This is a genomic window from Chryseobacterium candidae (assembly GCF_004916905.1).
GTDB classification, from domain to species: domain Bacteria; phylum Bacteroidota; class Bacteroidia; order Flavobacteriales; family Weeksellaceae; genus Chryseobacterium; species Chryseobacterium candidae.
Genome location: NZ_SDLV01000031.1, coordinates 83,114 through 99,849, shown reverse-complemented (window position 1 = coordinate 99,849; position 16,736 = coordinate 83,114). Strand labels below are relative to the sequence as shown.

Below are 16,736 nucleotides of genomic sequence, written 5' to 3'. Positions count from 1 at the left end.
ACGTAAAGCATAGAGTTTTGATAAAAAAACAGTATTTTTGTCAGCTCAAATTACGTACACCAGTATGTACATTTTAAATTTAAAATTTTAATATAAAATAAAATGCAACAAAACAACGGAATCGATAAGAAGCAAATGATTAGTTTCGCGGTTTTATGCCTTGTTCTCTTCGGTTTTATGTTCTACTTCCAGAACAAACAAACGAAAGAAGCGGAGTTGAAAGCTCAGGAGCAGAAAACGGAACAGGTAAAAAATGCCGTAAAGCAAACTCAGGCAAACAATATCAATCCAAATGTAACTCCTAATGCAATCCAGACAGCAAGTCTTGGAAATAATGAATTGAAACTTGAATTTTCAAGCTTAGGAGGGCAGGTTTCTAAAGTAGAGCTTTTAAAATATAAAGCATACAACCACAAAACAGACAATGCTGATCAGCCACTTTATCTGATCAATAAAAATAATTCAAACTACGGTTTTCAGTTTAAAGACAAAACAGGGAAGATTGTTAATACTAAAGATTTAGTTTTCTCACCTGCTGTTAACGGAAACGCTGTTACCTTAACTGCAGATTATAATGGCGCTGTCATTCAATTCATTTACACACTGTTGCCAAAATATACCTTAGACTTTAAAGTAAGAACTCAGGGACTTTCTAAAATTACTTCTGATAATAAAGCAGATTTTATCTGGGATTATAATGTAAGAAACCTGGAAAAGGGTAGAGCACAGGAGCAGTCTCACTCAGAATTTTCTTATGCTTTCAATAATTATAAAGATTATGATTATGATGGAAGAACCACTATGGAAGAAGAAAAGGAAACTCTTAACTGGATTGGTGTAAAGCAGCAGTTTTTCTCTTCTGTCATTGAAGCTAAAAACGGATTTACTCAAAGTAAAGGAAACCAGGAAAATGTTGAAGAAGGAGAATATTTAAAGAAGTTCAACTACGAAGGTTTTGTTCAGATGACCGGAAGTGAGCTGAATCAGGATTTTACTTGGTATTTCATGCCATTGGATTTACCATTGCTTAAATCCTATGATAAAAACTTTGATGAAATTCTTCCGTTAGGCTGGTCATTCATCGGAGCCATGAACCGTTATTTCTTTATGTGGTTATATAGCATTATCGCTGCGTGGGGATTATCTGCTGGTTGGGTAATTTTCGTAATGACGATCATCGTAAAGCTTATCCTCTCACCAATTATGTATAAGCAGCATAAATTGAGTGCAATGATGAAAGTAATTCGTCCGGAAATTGATGAGGTAAATGCGAAGTTCAAGGATGCAGATCCGATGAAAAAGCAGCAGGCCACTATGGAAGTGTACAGAAAAGCCGGAGTGAATCAGATGGCGGGATGTTTACCGGCGTTGGTTCAGATTCCTATCTTCTATGCTTTATTCCGTTTCTTCCCGAACTTTATTGATCTTAGAGGACAAGGGTTCTGGTTTGCAAAAGATTTGACAGCTTATGATGATTTGATCAAACTTCCGTTTAAAGTTCCTTTCCTTGGAGATCACTTAAGTATTTTTGCTTTAGCCTGTACGGTTGTTATCTTGATCTATACTGTAATGACTTCAGGAAATATGCAGCAGCCGCAGCAGGAAGGAATGCCAAACATGAAGGTGTTAATGTATATCTTCCCGATTACATTCCTGTTCTTCCTTAATACTTCGGCTTCAGGTCTTTCATGGTATTATTTTGTATCGAATGCGATTAATATTCTGATCATCCTTGTTATTAAGTATGTGATTTTGGATGAAAAGAAAATCCATGCCCAGATTCAGTCTAACAAGGAAAAACCAAAAGCAGAAGGTAAGTTCCAGAAGAGAATGAGAGAAATGATGGAGAAGGCACAGGAACAGCAAAAAGCTCAGGAGCAGCAAAGAAATAAGAAGAAATAAAATTCTTAATAATATGTTAAAAAAGAGAAGCAATTAAGTATTGCTTCTCTTTTTTTATCTGGGTTTTTATTTAGAAATATTTTAAATTTCTAACTGGTGATTGCGAATTTGATAATTGAAAATCGGTTGCTTTTAATCATATTTCAGCCTGAAAGATTGTCTGTGATGGGGTGTTGGGCCATGTTTTATAAGGGCTTCCTGATGTTTTTTTGTGGCGTAGCCAAAATTGGTGTCCCAACCATATTCAGGATGTTCTTCGTGGAGTTGAATCATCAGTTTATCCCTGTAATTTTTAGCAAGAATAGAGGCCGCAGCAATAGATAAAATCTTGGAATCTCCTTTGATAATACATTGATGCGGAATGTAGTTATAAGGATGGAATTTATTTCCGTCCACCAAAATAAGTTCAGGAGTTATCGTTAGCTTATCCAGCGCACGATGCATTGCATGGATACTTGCATTGAGAATATTATGCTCATCAATAAAGGAAGGTGGTAATTCTGCAATAGCGTAGTTTTTCACATTATCTTTGATGTAACTATCCAGCTCCATCCTTGTTTTGAACGTTAATTTTTTTGAATCATTAACCAGATTTTGTTTAAAATCATTATCCAAAATTACCGCTGCTGCTACCACCGGACCACTTAAACATCCTCTTCCTACCTCATCGCATCCTGCCTCAATGTATAGGTTTGACCAGTTTTTTATTAGCTCCATGAATTGTTTCTATACTGCAAAAATATGGAATTTTCCAGGAAATTATTTTATGGTTTATTATTATCATTATTTAAGTTATTAATTATTTCTATTTGAATTCTGGTAATTAAGTATGCTATTTTCTCTAATTCTTGGTGATTTAGATTCTTTTTGGAATGAGAAATATTGTATGCATTGCATTGTATTTAAATTTTTAAATGATTTTTTTATCTTTTAGAAGTGATTTATTGTGTTGCTAATCAGTTGATTTGTTGTTGTTTTTGAAGTTTTTTCTATAGATAATATAAATATTTATTATTGTTAATGTTTCTTAAAAAATTATAATGTTCCAATGTTTTATTTTTGTTAAAAAATATGTTTTTAACAGAAATAAATATTTTTTTATTATTATTATTTGTTTAATTTTGAAATATTGATATTTTTTTTGCTTTTTTCTTTGTGTTATTAAGAAAGTTTTACAAATTTGTAGCGTACAAAAATTAATTTGATATGAAGAAAATAACAATGAGTCTTCTTGTTGTTGTATTATCTTCTTCCTTTGCAATTGTAAATGCTCAGCAGAAGAAAAATGATACAGCTTCACAGACAAAGGAGATTGAAGGTGTAGTAGTGACTGCACTTGGGATTAAAAGAGAAAAAAAATCTTTAGGGTATTCCACACAGCAAATTAAGGCGGATGCTATTACTGACGGGGTAAATACTGGTAATATTGCAAACCAGTTGGTAGGTAAAGCTGCAGGTCTTAATATTTCAACTACAACAAATTTTGGTGGATCTGCTAATATCGTTATCAGAGGAAATAAATCAATTGTTTCTAATAACCAAGCATTGATTGTTGTTGATGGAGTACCGTTGGATAATAGGAATAATTATAGTGACAGGTATGATTATGGGAATAACTTGTCGGATATAAATCAGGCTGATATTGAAAGTATAAATGTTTTGAAGGGTGCAGCTGCATCAGCTCTTTATGGTGAAAGAGCAGGAAACGGAGTGTTATTAATTACCACCAAAAAAGGTCGCTCAAAACAAGGTAGAGTAGGTATTACTTTATCTTCTGAAGTACAGATAGGTAATATTGATAAATCTACATTTGCAAAATATCAGGATAAGTATGGGGCTGGTTACGGACAATATTTTGATGAAGATGATGCCGGAAATTTATATGCACCTTTTTATGATGATGCGTCAATAGGTATGGCATTTGATCCGAAATTGATGGTTTATCAATGGGATTCATATGATCCTAATTCTCCTAATTTTGGAAAGGCATATTCATGGATGGCTGCCAAACATACCCCTGCAGATTTCTTTGAAACAGCAACAAACTATGTGAATACTGTAAGTTTGGAATCTGGTAGCAATGATTCTAATATTTTAGTAAATTATACCAATTTCCTTTCAAATGGTGTATTACCTAATTCTGAACAAAAGAAAAATACAATTTCTGCAAAATTTAATCATAAGTTTAATGATAAGTTTGATGTTACTGCCTATACATCCTTAACAATTCAAAATACAAAAGGTAGAAACTCTACTGGGTATGGCGATAATATCATTACAGGCTTTAGACAATGGTGGCAGAATAACGTAGATGTTTACTCACTAAGGGATGCATATAATAATTCTGGAAGAAATATAACGTGGAACAGAACGAGTGCAAATGATGGCAATCCAAAATATTGGAACAATCCATATTTTGACCGTTATGAAAACTACCAAACGGATGATAGAACTAGGTTCTTTGGCTATGTTTTGTTAAACTATAAAGTAAATCCAAACCTTACTATTACCGGTAGAGCCTCTTCTGATTCTTATGATCAAAAGAACCAAACCAGAAAGCAGCTAGGAAGTATGCCGGAATCATTTGGACTTTCAGGAAAATCTGTAGCATCTGGTTATGAACTTGAAAATCTAAGATCTTCTGAATTAAATTTTGATCTATATGGAGCTTATAATAAAAAATTTGAAAATGAGTTAAGTTTAAATGGACTATTAGGTACGAGTTACAGAAGAAATAGTATGGAAGGGGTGCGTAACTCAACTGAAGGCGGTCTAATATTACCCAATGTATGGGCTTTAAATAATACAGCAGAAGCTCCATTACCAGCCCAGGAAGATTTAGCAAAAAGTGTTACAATGGGAGCTTATATCCAAGCCGCTTTAGGGTATAAAGATACTTACTTCATTGAAGGGTCATATAGAGTTGACAAATCTTCAAATCTTGGACAAAATAACAATGTCTATGGCTATCCTTCTGTCTCTGCATCAATTATTCTATCTAACCTAATTAACCAGGATTGGCTTTCTTTCTTAAAATTAAGAGGAAACTTTGCCAAAGTAGGAAAATCTACAGATAATTACAGATTACAAGATCAATACAGAATTTTAGGTATTTTTGGAAAGATCCCTATGGTTAGTAACAGTACTGTTAAGAATAATCGTGATCTGAAACCTGAATCATCAAATGAATTTGAAGTAGGTATGGAAGCCAATTTCTTTAAAAATAGAATTGGATTTGATGTCGCTTATTATGATACCCGTACTACAGACCAGATTGTGAGAGCAGATGTTTCTACATCTACAGGTTATGCAGCAAAATGGATTAATGCCGGAGAAATCCAAAATAAAGGTATTGAAGTTGCTCTTAATGCAACTCCATTTAAATCTAATAATTTCAGTTGGGATATTAATATTAACTGGTCAAAAAACAAAAGTAGTGTATTAAAACTAACTGAAGGATTAGATAACTTATTATTACAACAGGTACAAGGAGAGGTTACTTATAATGCATACGTAGGACAGCCTTTTGGTATTATTAAAGGAACTGATTATGTATATGTTAATGGGCAGCCTGTTGTAGAAGATGGTGTATATGCAAGAAAAGAAGATCAGGTGATTGGTAATATCAATCCTGATTGGATAGGAGGTATAAGAAATACATTTACTTACAAAGGAATCAGTTTAAGTTTCTTAATAGACGGACAAAAAGGAGGAGATATTTTCTCTACCGACCTTTATTATGGAATGGGAACAGGAATTTATCCTGAGACAGCTTTTCCTGATAGAAATAATATAGTTTTAGCGGGGGTGAATCCTAATGGAACACCTAATACAACTCCAATTCCAATAGCAGATACTGGGGAACTTATGGGAGGAATTTCTGTAATGCCAGCAAAAGCATTTGTTTATGACGCATCATTTATTAAGTTAAGAGAGGCTTCATTAACATTTAATCTTCCTAAAACATGGTATGATAGAACATTTATTAATGATATGAAATTCTCTATCATAGGAAGAAATTTATGGATTATCCATAAAAACTTACCATATGCTGATCCAGAATCTGGATTAAGAGCAGGTTTACTGTCGAGAGGTTACTCGGTGGGAGCTATGCCAACTGTAAGGACATTTGGATTTAATTTTACGGCTAAATTTTAATAGAAATTATGAAAAAAATATTTTTAATACTTGGAAGTGCTTTGTTGATGTTAACATCTTGTGATGGTGATCTAGAGTCTTTGAATGTTAACCCAAAAGCTCCAATAGATAATCCACCTAGTGGATACTTATTTTCTTCCGGAGTCGTTACTGGAATGAATCAAATGAATACCCTAAATGTTAATAGAAGTGTTTTCAGACATCTGACTCAGCAATTAGCTGATGTAACTTATAGAGAAGGTACGAGAATGAATTTTAGAAGAAGAGATGTTGCAGATGCGCATTGGAATCAGTTATATTATGCATTAAATGCTCTAAATACCTCTAAAACTATTATTGTTAATGAACCAGTAGATGCTAATGTGAAAAAAAATAGATTAGCAATGGTAGATGCAATGCAGGTTTATTTTTATCAGATATTGGTTGATAGCTACGGAAATATCCCCTATTCTCAATCATTAAAAGTAGATGAAAATTTATCACCAAAGTATGATGATGCTAAAACAATTTATTTGGATCTTTTAACAAGGATTAATGCTGATATTAATGCTTTAAATACTTCCTCTGCAGGATTTGGAACGGATGATATTATATATGGTGGCGATATTGTTAAATGGAAGAAGCTTATGAATTCAATAAAGCTAAAATTAGGAATGAATTTAGCCGACGTAGATGCAGCACTTTCTAAAAGTACTGTTGAATCTGCTTATAACTCTGGAGTTTTTACTTCTAATGATGACAGTGCTATTATCAAATATCAGCCTACAGGAGTATTTACATCTCCTTTATATGAAGACCTTGTACTTTCAGGAAGAGTGGATTTTTGTGCTACAAATACAATTATTACCTATCTGAAAAATAATAATGACCCTCGTATAGGTAAATATTTCACTACTGCAGCTAGTGGCGATAATGTAGGAGAATATGTAGGAGGTGTATTTGGTTTAAATCCAACTGCGGCCCAAACGTTATCACTGATAAACCCATCGATATCTGTTGCGGATGGCTTAGGATATTTAACTGATTATGTTGAAATCAAATTTTTATTAGCCGAAGCAGCTGCGAGAGGATATGCAGTGGGAACAGCAGCTATGCATTTTGATCAAGGTATCACTGCATCACTGGATCATTGGAAGGTAAATGCTGTGGATAAAACAGCTTATTTAGCTACGCATAATTATTCTGTCCAATCTGCAAGCGGTCAGCCGTGGAAAAAAATTATTGGAAATGAAGCCTGGATAGCGATGTATAACAGAGGATTTGAAGCTTGGACTTTTAGCAGAAGATTAGACAATATGACTTATTCTCCTACTCCTCCAGTTAGAGTTTTATACCCAATTAAAGAATATTCTATTAACAGTACAAATGTTGCAGAAGCGTCAACTGCAATAGGAGGTGATAAACAAACTGTAAAACTTTTCTGGGATAAATATTAAAATGTATTAACAACATTCATATTATACCGCCTTCGGGCGGTTTTTTATTTAATAATATCATTTGTGTTGTAATTAAATTGTGTTAAGTTATTAAGTTTACCAGAGTTCGGTTTAAGCAAAATTTAAAAATAACTGTCCGCCATTTACTTTTTTCAAGATGAGTGACGGTTTTTTTTGAAAGAAGCAAATAAGCAGTTAGTAATCCCAAAATATTGATCATAAAATTGTTCAGGCTTCGATGTCTTGTGTGTTCTACTTTACAATTGTTTTTAATTCATTATTTATGGTGTCAATGATAGATTTTTTTCTAAGCAAAATCTTGTCTTCCATTTTCATGATATAATTTTTTATATTTTTTCTAAGTTTTGTAAATAGTTGAATTTCATATTTAAAGAGCATTTTCCATAAAGTTTTTGAAAGGTATCCTTTATTTGTAAATAGTTTTCCGAAAAGCGGCTCGGTCATATTTTTAATTGGCCTGATATTACTGTCGTCAACATTCCCTTTTGTCAAATAAAAGGATAAAAGTTCTCCTTTTTCGTTACAAACCAGATACACCTTAAGCCCATAAAACTTATTCCTGTGTATTTTCCCAAATATTTGTCTTTTGAAAACAAGGCAAAAATCACGAAGCTTCTGTGCTGAAATTCAATAAATCTAATGTAAGAAAGACTTTTAGGAAATAAGTCCTTTCAATAACTACAAACAATTTCCTTATAATAAAGCTTAAAGCTTTTGTGGGCACTCAAATGAAATAAAATCATAACGGTGATGATTTTAGAATCCGACATTATAGATGTTCTATTTCTTATTTTTTTGCGATGGTTGAGTGCTTGGAACTTTATTTTTTTAATTAAGTATCAAACTCTTTACAGAGATCATCAATTTGTATAGAATTATTTGTGATTTTTTGTTTTAAATCTATATTGGTTATTTATTTAAGTGTTTTGATATCCATGTTTTATTTGTGGTGCTGGTTGTTTTATAAAAATTTTTTTGTCTATTTTTATTCCAAACTCAGGTTAATGATGATGATAACAATGTAGTGGTGAATAATGTAGTTACTAATGGAGCTTGGCGACCATTTAAATATGAATTCAGAGGTGAAAATATTGTATTGAATGATTGTGAAGATAGGGGAGTAATTGTGATTAATGCAGATTTTTCTGGAGCTTATGACAGATATGAGTCAGGGATTTCAGGGAACTGTAATTTGTCAGATTATTTTGTAGGAAAATGGGCTTATGATAATTTGTATAATACTCTTACAATTACTTATACAGATGCTGGAGTCACCAAAACAATGAAAAAATAAGTGCAATCATATTCTGATTCTGAGCTTAGAATTAATGACAATAGTAAAAACCTGGATAATACGCCTGGAAATGACGAGGCAGTCTTAGTTTTAGAAAAGAATAAACATTCTTGTTTACTTATAAAACCGCCATAAGGCGGTTTTTTTTATTTGCAAATGGTTTTTTATAGGATTTTGTGAATTAAATTTCATTTATTTGTTTTTAAATATCATTAATTCAGTGTTTTATGTGTTGTTTTTGATGGTGTGTTTTCATCACTTTAATTAGAATATTAAAGTTGTTTTTTTTTATTAAATGATTAGTTTTTAATGTATTTTATTAATTAATTTTATTATTTTTGTGCTGATTGTTGGTTTATTTATTATTTTATTAGCCTTTAGTTGTTAATTTGTTAAAAAAAATACAAATTTACTCTCTAAAAATTAATGTGATATGAAGAAACTAACAACGAGTCTGCTTGTTTTGGTATTATCTTCGTCTGTTGCAGTTGCAAATGCCCAGCAGAAGAAAAATGATTCCGTCACGCAGACAAAGGAAATTGAAGGTGTAGTGGTAACAGCACTGGGTATTAAAAGAGAAAAGAAAGCTCTTGGATATGCCTCTCAGGAAATTAAAGGAGATATTATTTCTGAAGCGGGACAAACAAATGCGGTAAGTGCATTGTCTGGAAATGTTGCAGGGGTACAGGTTACTGCGCCAAGCACAATGGGAGGGTCTACTAGAATTACTATGAGAGGTATCAGTTCTATTACTGGTGAAAACAGACCTTTAATTATTGTAGACGGAGTACCATTGGACAACTCGAATGTTAACGATGTTGATACTCAAAGAGGTGCTGGGGGTAGAGATTACGGAGATGCTTCATTTGATATTAACCCAGATGATATTGAGAGTGTAACTGTATTAAAAGGAGGCCCTGCTGCTGCTCTATATGGTTCTAGAGCAGGCAACGGTGCTATCTTGTATACAACTAAGTCTGCTAAAAAAGGTAGAACAGAAATTCAATTAAATACTGGAGTTTCTTTTGAAAGTATCTACATACGTCCAAAATTACAAAATCAATATGGGGGTGGGTATTCTGATACATTACCAACGGCAAATATAAATGGACAAACCTATAATATACAAGAATACGAAACAGATGCTTCATGGGGACCAAAATATGATTCTAATTTGATGTATCTTCCATGGTATGCATTTGATTCTGAATTTTCTAGTGATTATTTGAAACCAGTTCCTTGGATAGCTCCTAAAAAGGATGTAGATTCTTTTTTTGATACTGGGGTAACATATACTAATAACCTATCTGTAGCCAAGTCCTTTGGTGATACAAACGTAAGACTTTCATATACAAATACAAATATTGGAGGTATAATTCCAACGTCTAAGATTAAAAAAGATAATTTTAGTATCAATGTAAACTCAAAATTATCAGAAAATTTAAAGGGAGAGGCTGTTATTAATTATGCTCATACAGAGGGTTTTAATAGACCTGAAGTAGGTTATGGAAATAATTCTGTCGCTCAGAAATTTTATCAGTTTGGCCAAAGAAATCTTGATTTTACCAAGCTAAAAGATTATAAGCTTTCTAACGGAGCTCAAAGAACATGGAATAGATCAGCTTGGGATAACCCTACACCATTATATTCAGACAACCCTTACTGGACTATTAATGAAAATACATCAGAAGATTCAAGACACCGTTTTTTTGGTAATGCAGGATTAACATATAATTTTAACAAGAACTTTTACATTGTAGGTAAGGTCTACGGAGATGTATATTCTCAAAATATCAGCTCAAGAGTTGCGGTTGGCTCACAGGCTGTTTCTGATTATACTATAGAGAAAAGGAATGTATCAGAATTTAATTATGAAGGTAGAGCTCATTATAATAATAATTTTGGAGATTTTAGTTTAAATGCCTTTGCAGGATTTAATATTAGAGATAACAAAATGAGTTGGTTAAGAGGTACTACAGTGGGGGGACTAATTATCCCTAATTTATATAATCTAAATAATGGTAAAGAAAATTCTTTAGCAACCAATTATTCGGAGCATTCATCTGTTAAAAGTTTATTTGCATCAGTTTCCTTAGGATATAAAGATATGTTATTTTTGGAGGCAACCGGAAGAAATGACTGGTTCTCTATGCTAAATAATGATCAGTTTTATCCATCTGTAACAGGAAGTTTAGTGTTTTCTAAAGTGCTTAAGGCAGACTGGTTATCGTTTGGTAAAATTAGAGCGGGTTGGTCCAGTATAGCTGCAGGAACAGCTCCTTATAGCAGGCTTACTTATACGGTAATCGGTCTTCCTTTTAATGGAGCTCCTCAATATTCAAATCCTAATACATCTAATGATCCTAACATTAAACCTGAGTTGAAAATTACTCAAGAAGTTGGTCTTGAAGCAAGTTTCTTCAAAAACAGATTAAGCGTTGATTTTACATATTATAAAACAAAATCCAAAGATCTTATTATTGCTCTTCCTGTTGATCCTGCTACTGGATTCTTATATAAGAGAATTAATGCTGGAGAAATGACTAATAAAGGTATTGAAGCAATGGTAACTATCACACCTGTAAGAAACGATAATTTTTCATGGGATTTAACTTGGAATTTTGCAAGAAACAGAAACAAACTGGTTAATTTATATCAGGATTTACCGACTTATGTTCTTACCAATGCACCATTTAGAGCCCAGTTAACAGCGCAGGTAGGTCAGGCATATGGTATCATCTGGGGTACTGATTATGTGTATGATGCGAATGGAAACAGAGTGGTGGATGATAATGGGTTTTATAAAGCTTCTGAGCTTAAATCTTTAGGGTCAATTCTTCCTGATTACAATATGGGCTTTAGAAATACAGTTAAATATAAATCTTTAAGTCTATCATTTTTAATAGATATTCAGCAAGGAGGAAAGTATTTCTCCACTACTCATATGTTTGGGATGAATTCCGGAATGTTAGAGGAAACGGCTTTGGGAGGGAACAGAGAAGCAGGGGTGATTCTTGATGGTGTTAAAGAAGACGGAACTAGAAATGATATTCTGCTAGATGCGCCAACATGGGGAGGAACTTATTATAATACAGTGGATGCACAAAATGTTTTTGATGCAAGCTATATAAAATTAAGAGATGTAACTTTAGGTTATGATCTGCCAAAATCACTTACAGGAAATGTATTTCAGGGTATTAGGATTTCAGCATTTGCAAGAAATTTATTTGCATGGAACTTAGCTAATAAAGGAATTGATCCTGAAAATACCTCTTATGGTTCGGGTAATATCCAAGGTATGGAAGGTGGATCTTTACCTTCAACAAGAATTTACGGGTTCAATGTTAATTTTAAATTTTAACTAAAATGAAAAAAATATTTTTAATATTATCTGTTTTAACAGTAACATTTATTTCAAATAGTTGTGCAGATAAATTCGATGAGATAGATATTAATCCCAACTCAACTGATAAGCCATTAAGTTACGGTATATTTAACGGTGCTAATAAAGAGTTAATGGATAATACAAGAGATGAATGGCAATCAGGAAGAATAGTATTGCCTTGGGTACAGTATTCTGCTCAGCGAGCCTATACAGAGGAGGATAGATATCAATATAGGTTATCAACAGGGGATGCATTGTGGAGTTTTTCTTATAGAGTAGCACAAGATTATAAACAGATTATAGATCTTAATACCGATCCGGCTACAAGTGTACAGATGGCATTATATGGTCCAAATAAAAATCAGATTGCAGCAGCACGAGTAATGTTATCTTATGTATTTCTTAATTTAGTAGATTCATATGGAGATATCCCATATTGGTCTTATGGAAATAAAGATGCTGACTTTCAGGCATTAAATATAGATACAACTTTGCAGCCTAAATTTGCAAGTCAACAAAAGGTATATGCTGATATCATGAAAGAATTAAAAGAAGCAGCTGCGATGATTGATGAAAATCAGTCTGTGTTTAGTAAAGGGGATAACTTGTTTTCATACTTAAATAATAATATTAGAACAAGTAAAGGAATTAAGCTTAAGAAATTTGCTAACTCTTTGAGATTAAGAGTTGCAACTAGAGTAAAAGGAGTTGTTCCTGGTGCTGAGGCACATATTGCTGATGCTATTGCTTCCGGAGTGATGACGTCGAATGCTGATAATGTGGGAGTAACTTATGAAAATAACCTTGTTAATCCTTCTCCTTTATATGATAATTTTAGAGTCAGATCAGATTTTTCTGTTTCTAAAACTTTTGTAGATCTATTGAAAGGTAATAGTGGAAATTTTGGTTTAGATCCAAGATTATTTAAATACGCTACAAAATCGAAATTGAGTGCAGCAGAATTGGCAGATGGTACTAATAAATCACTTAAAGATAGAATTCTTGATGGTTCAATTACTGAATCTACAGATCCTAATGATTTTAAAGGTATGCCTTATGGAGTTCCTAGCTCTTTAGCTCCTAGCCAAGCCGCAAGTTCAAACTTTTTTAGCAAGAATATTTTAAAGCCAGATTATACTGAAATTTTAATGGAGTATTCTGAAGTTGAATTTTTATTAAGTGAAGCAAACGGTTGGTCACAAACTAATTACGTAAACGGAGTAAAGGCATCAATGGAAAAATGGGGAGTAAATGCAGCAACAATTAGTAGCTTTGTTTCTGCCTTACCAGCAGCTTCTAAAGCAAATGTTTTAACTCAGAAATATATTTCGTTGTTTATGCAGCCATATGAAGCATGGGCAGAATATAGAAGAACAGGATATCCAAACATGCTATTGTTACCTGGGCAGACTGGTACTCTTAATGTAGCTTCTGGAGGTAATACAACTTATACTTTTACATCTCTAATTGCAGGACTGACTGATTTGCCTACAAGATTATTTTATCCAACAACTGTACAAACATTAAACACAGCGAATTATCAAGCTGCATCTAATGCTATTGGAGGAGATAAAATGAATACAAAACTAATTTGGGATAAAAACTAGCATGTATTTTAATAATATTCATGTGATACCGCCTTCGGGCGGTTTTTTTATTTCCGTATATTTGTAACTCAGATTTTGAGCTGAAACACACTTTAAAAATGTATCAGTGATAAGCATTAAAAAGAGAATTTAGAAACATGAATATTAAAGATATTATAGAAAAAAAACTTTCAGAAGTCATTTTAAACGTATATCAGTTAAAAGACATTAAGTTGGAAGTTCAGGAAAATAAAACGGAATTTGAGGGAGATTTTACTATTGTCACTTTTCCGTTGGTTAAACAATTGAAAAAAAATCCTGAGAGTATCGGGGTTGAATTAGGTGAAGCTTTGACAGAGCAGACAGAGCTTTTCGAAAGCTTTAACGTAGTAAAAGGTTTCCTTAATGTAAAGGTAAAGAACCTGTTATTTGTAGACAATTTCAGATCCGTAACCAAGAATTTTTCAACTATAGAAAAGAAAAATGCTACGGTAATGGTAGAATATTCTTCTCCGAATACCAATAAGCCGCTACACTTAGGACATATCAGAAATAATTTATTAGGTTTCTCGGTAGCCCAGATTTTAAAAGAAGCGGGATATGAAGTAATCAAAACTCAGATCATCAATGACAGAGGTATTCATATCTGTAAATCTATGCTGGCCTGGGAGAAATTCGGACATGGAGAAACTCCTGAAACTACCAATACCAAAGGAGACAAATTTGTAGGAAACTATTACGTAGAATTTGACAAAAACTACAAAAAAGAAATTGCAGATTTAGTAGGCCAGGGTGTAGGAGAAGAGCAGGCTAAAAAAGAGGCTCCGTTGATGAAACAAGCTCAGAAAATGCTGTTGGATTGGGAAAATGGTGATGAAACAGTAAGAGCGCTTTGGGCAGAAATGAATTCTTGGGTTTATAAAGGATTCAATGAAACCTATAAAAGATTAGGCGTTGATTTTGACCAGGTTCAATATGAAAGCAATACCTATATTTTAGGAAAAGATCTTATTCAGGCTGGATTGGAGAAAGGAGTTCTGTATCAAAAAGAAGACGGTTCTGTTTGGTGTGACCTTACTGACGAAGGGTTAGATCAGAAATTATTATTACGTTCAGACGGTACCTCAGTCTACATGACTCAGGATCTTGGTACAGCTGTGGAGCGTTTTAAGCAAAATAATATTCAGAAACTGATCTATACTGTAGGAAACGAACAGGATTATCACTTCCAGGTTTTATTTAAAATCCTGAAAAAATTAGGATATGAATGGGCAGAGCAGTTGTTCCACCTTTCTTACGGAATGGTAGAACTCCCTGAAGGTAAAATGAAATCCCGTGAAGGAACTGTAGTAGATGCAGATGACCTGATGCAGGAAATGTATGAAACAGCAAAATCTAAAGCTCAGGAATTAGGAAAAATGGAAACCCTTTCAGAAGAAGATAAAGAAGCATCTTATGAAACAGTAGGATTGGGGGCACTGAAATATTTCATGCTGAAAGTAGATCCTAAGAAAAAGATGTTATTTAACCCTGCAGAAAGTATTGATTTCAACGGAAATACAGGTCCGTTTATTCAATATACTTATGCGCGTATTCAGTCATTATTGTCTAAAGCAGGTGCTTTACAGACAGAAACTGCTGATACTGAATTGAATCAGTCTGAAAAAGAATTGATTATGCAGCTGGCCAACTTTAAAACTGTAGTGGCTAAATCAGCAGAAACATTAAGCCCTGCTTTAGTAGCAAATTATGTATATGATCTTGTGAAAGCATACAACTCTTTCTATCAGAATAATCCTATCCTGAATCAGGAAGATGAAAATGTAAAACAATTCCGTTTAAATATCTCAGATATCGTAGGAAAGACGATCAAAAAATCGTTGGAACTCCTGGGAATCGGAACAGTAAACAGAATGTAAAAACAGAAAGCCTCCTGAAAAATTCGGGAGGCTTTTTTATATATGAGAATTAATAATCTCGTATCAGCGTAACCAGAATCCCGAAACCCGAGTTTATGTTTTGTCATTATCCTGTCCATGCATCTGTTTCAAACTATCTGCATACAATTTAGCAGGAGTCCATCGTGCATGTTTGGAAAGAATCACTTTATAGCCTTTTTTGTAGGTATACACTTTAGTGAATTCTGCGCCGAAGAATATCAGCATACAGGAATAATTGATCCACATCATTATCAGAATAACCGTCCCGGCAGCTCCGAAGGCTGAAGTAGGTTTTATCTGATTAAAATAAAGACTTAATAAAAATTTTCCGAGTGTAAATAAAACTGTAGTCAGGAACGCTCCTTTCCATACCGGTTTCCAGCTCACCAAAACATCAGGCAGTACTTTAAACATTAAAGCAAACAAGAGCATGACAAGGCCAAAACCTACGGCAAAATTTACGGTTTCTACCAGCATATAGGTTTCAAAGCCAAAATATTGGGTGATAATCGTATTAAAAAGACTAATCAGAGAAGACAAAACCATGGTGATCATCAGAAGAAATCCCAGAATAAGAATCATTCCTAAAGAATTGGCTCTGTCTAATAAGAATTTGACCAGTGCTTTTTTGGGGGCAGCTTCTACTTCCCAAAGGGTATTTAACGTATGCTGTAGTTGAAAGAAAAGAGTAGTAGAACCAAAAACCAATGATCCTACTCCCACAGCTTTCATAAAAACATTCTTTTTGTCAATCAAAGCACCTGCGAGCATCCCCTCAATACTTTTAGCCACATCCGGGCCCATAATCCCGCTGATTTGCGTGCTGATCTGTCCGCGGATAGCTTCTTCGCCGAAGAAATTTCCAAGTACCCAGATGATAATGATTAATAATCCCGGAATAGAAAAGATGGCATAATACGCAAGACTTGCTGAATCTTTTGATGCAGAAGAATTGTTCCATTCAGTAAACGTATCTTTCAGAACTTCCCAGAAGAATTTAGCTGTTTTGATCAT

The 16,736-nt window shown here is 33.5% G+C and carries 9 protein-coding genes and 1 pseudogene; 7 read left to right on the top strand and 3 right to left on the bottom strand.

Features of this window, described 5'->3' with window-relative positions:
• Nucleotides 1-102: 102 nt before the first annotated feature.
• Nucleotides 103-1,902 carry a membrane protein insertase YidC gene (gene yidC / locus EK417_RS15405; protein ID WP_136522642.1) on the top strand — a complete coding sequence of 600 codons (1,800 nt, stop codon included), beginning with the start codon at nucleotides 103-105 and terminating at the stop codon, nucleotides 1,900-1,902.
• Nucleotides 1,903-2,034: 132 nt separating this feature from the next.
• On the opposite strand, the gene rnhB is transcribed toward yidC, so the two are convergent.
• The gene (rnhB, locus tag EK417_RS15400; protein ID WP_136522641.1) at nucleotides 2,035-2,619 is read right to left on the bottom strand and encodes a ribonuclease HII; all 585 of its coding nucleotides are present in this window, start codon (nucleotides 2,617-2,619) and stop codon (nucleotides 2,035-2,037) included.
• Between the two features lie 489 nt (nucleotides 2,620-3,108).
• Between rnhB and EK417_RS15395 the strand changes: the two genes are divergently transcribed.
• The gene (locus EK417_RS15395) at nucleotides 3,109-6,060 is read left to right on the top strand and encodes a SusC/RagA family TonB-linked outer membrane protein (RefSeq protein WP_136522640.1); all 2,952 of its coding nucleotides are present in this window, start codon (nucleotides 3,109-3,111) and stop codon (nucleotides 6,058-6,060) included.
• Between the two features lie 8 nt (nucleotides 6,061-6,068).
• Nucleotides 6,069-7,496 (top strand): SusD/RagB family nutrient-binding outer membrane lipoprotein, encoded by a 1,428-nt coding sequence (locus EK417_RS15390; RefSeq protein ID WP_136522639.1) that lies wholly within the window; start codon nucleotides 6,069-6,071, stop codon nucleotides 7,494-7,496.
• Nucleotides 7,497-7,607: 111 nt separating this feature from the next.
• Here the strand turns inward: EK417_RS15390 and EK417_RS21795 are convergent.
• Nucleotides 7,608-8,421 (bottom strand): annotated as a pseudogene (locus EK417_RS21795) (transposase).
• A gap of 123 nt (nucleotides 8,422-8,544) precedes the next feature.
• On the opposite strand from EK417_RS21795, the gene EK417_RS15380 reads away from it, so the two are divergent.
• From EK417_RS15380 to argS, 4 genes are all read left to right on the top strand, one after another.
• A complete protein-coding gene (locus EK417_RS15380; RefSeq protein WP_168802005.1) occupies nucleotides 8,545-8,811 on the top strand; it encodes a lipocalin-like domain-containing protein in 267 nt (88 codons plus the stop codon).
• A gap of 433 nt (nucleotides 8,812-9,244) precedes the next feature.
• Entirely contained in the window at nucleotides 9,245-12,172 is a 2,928-nt protein-coding gene (locus tag EK417_RS15375; RefSeq protein ID WP_136522637.1) for a SusC/RagA family TonB-linked outer membrane protein, read from the top strand.
• 5 nt (nucleotides 12,173-12,177) lie between these two features.
• Nucleotides 12,178-13,803, top strand: coding sequence for a SusD/RagB family nutrient-binding outer membrane lipoprotein (locus tag EK417_RS15370; protein WP_136522636.1), 1,626 nt, complete (start codon nucleotides 12,178-12,180; stop codon nucleotides 13,801-13,803).
• 137 nt (nucleotides 13,804-13,940) lie between these two features.
• A complete protein-coding gene (gene argS / locus EK417_RS15365; protein WP_136522635.1) occupies nucleotides 13,941-15,701 on the top strand; it encodes an arginine--tRNA ligase in 1,761 nt (586 codons plus the stop codon).
• A gap of 93 nt (nucleotides 15,702-15,794) precedes the next feature.
• On the opposite strand, the gene EK417_RS15360 is transcribed toward argS, so the two are convergent.
• Nucleotides 15,795-16,736, bottom strand: a complete 942-nt coding sequence (locus tag EK417_RS15360) for a YihY/virulence factor BrkB family protein (RefSeq protein WP_136522634.1) — start codon at nucleotides 16,734-16,736, stop codon at nucleotides 15,795-15,797.

Bases quoted from the DNA above. Each gene is read 5' to 3' on its own strand.
- yidC (WP_136522642.1), top strand. From the start codon at position 103: ATGCAACAAAACAACGGAATCGATAAGAAGCAAATGATTAGTTTCGCG.
- rnhB (WP_136522641.1), bottom strand. From the start codon at position 2,619: ATGGAGCTAATAAAAAACTGGTCAAACCTATACATTGAGGCAGGATGC.
- EK417_RS15395 (WP_136522640.1), top strand. From the start codon at position 3,109: ATGAAGAAAATAACAATGAGTCTTCTTGTTGTTGTATTATCTTCTTCC.
- EK417_RS15390 (WP_136522639.1), top strand. From the start codon at position 6,069: ATGAAAAAAATATTTTTAATACTTGGAAGTGCTTTGTTGATGTTAACA.
- EK417_RS15375 (WP_136522637.1), top strand. From the start codon at position 9,245: ATGAAGAAACTAACAACGAGTCTGCTTGTTTTGGTATTATCTTCGTCT.
- EK417_RS15370 (WP_136522636.1), top strand. From the start codon at position 12,178: ATGAAAAAAATATTTTTAATATTATCTGTTTTAACAGTAACATTTATT.
- argS (WP_136522635.1), top strand. From the start codon at position 13,941: ATGAATATTAAAGATATTATAGAAAAAAAACTTTCAGAAGTCATTTTA.
- EK417_RS15360 (WP_136522634.1), bottom strand. From the start codon at position 16,736: ATGATCAAAACAGCTAAATTCTTCTGGGAAGTTCTGAAAGATACGTTT.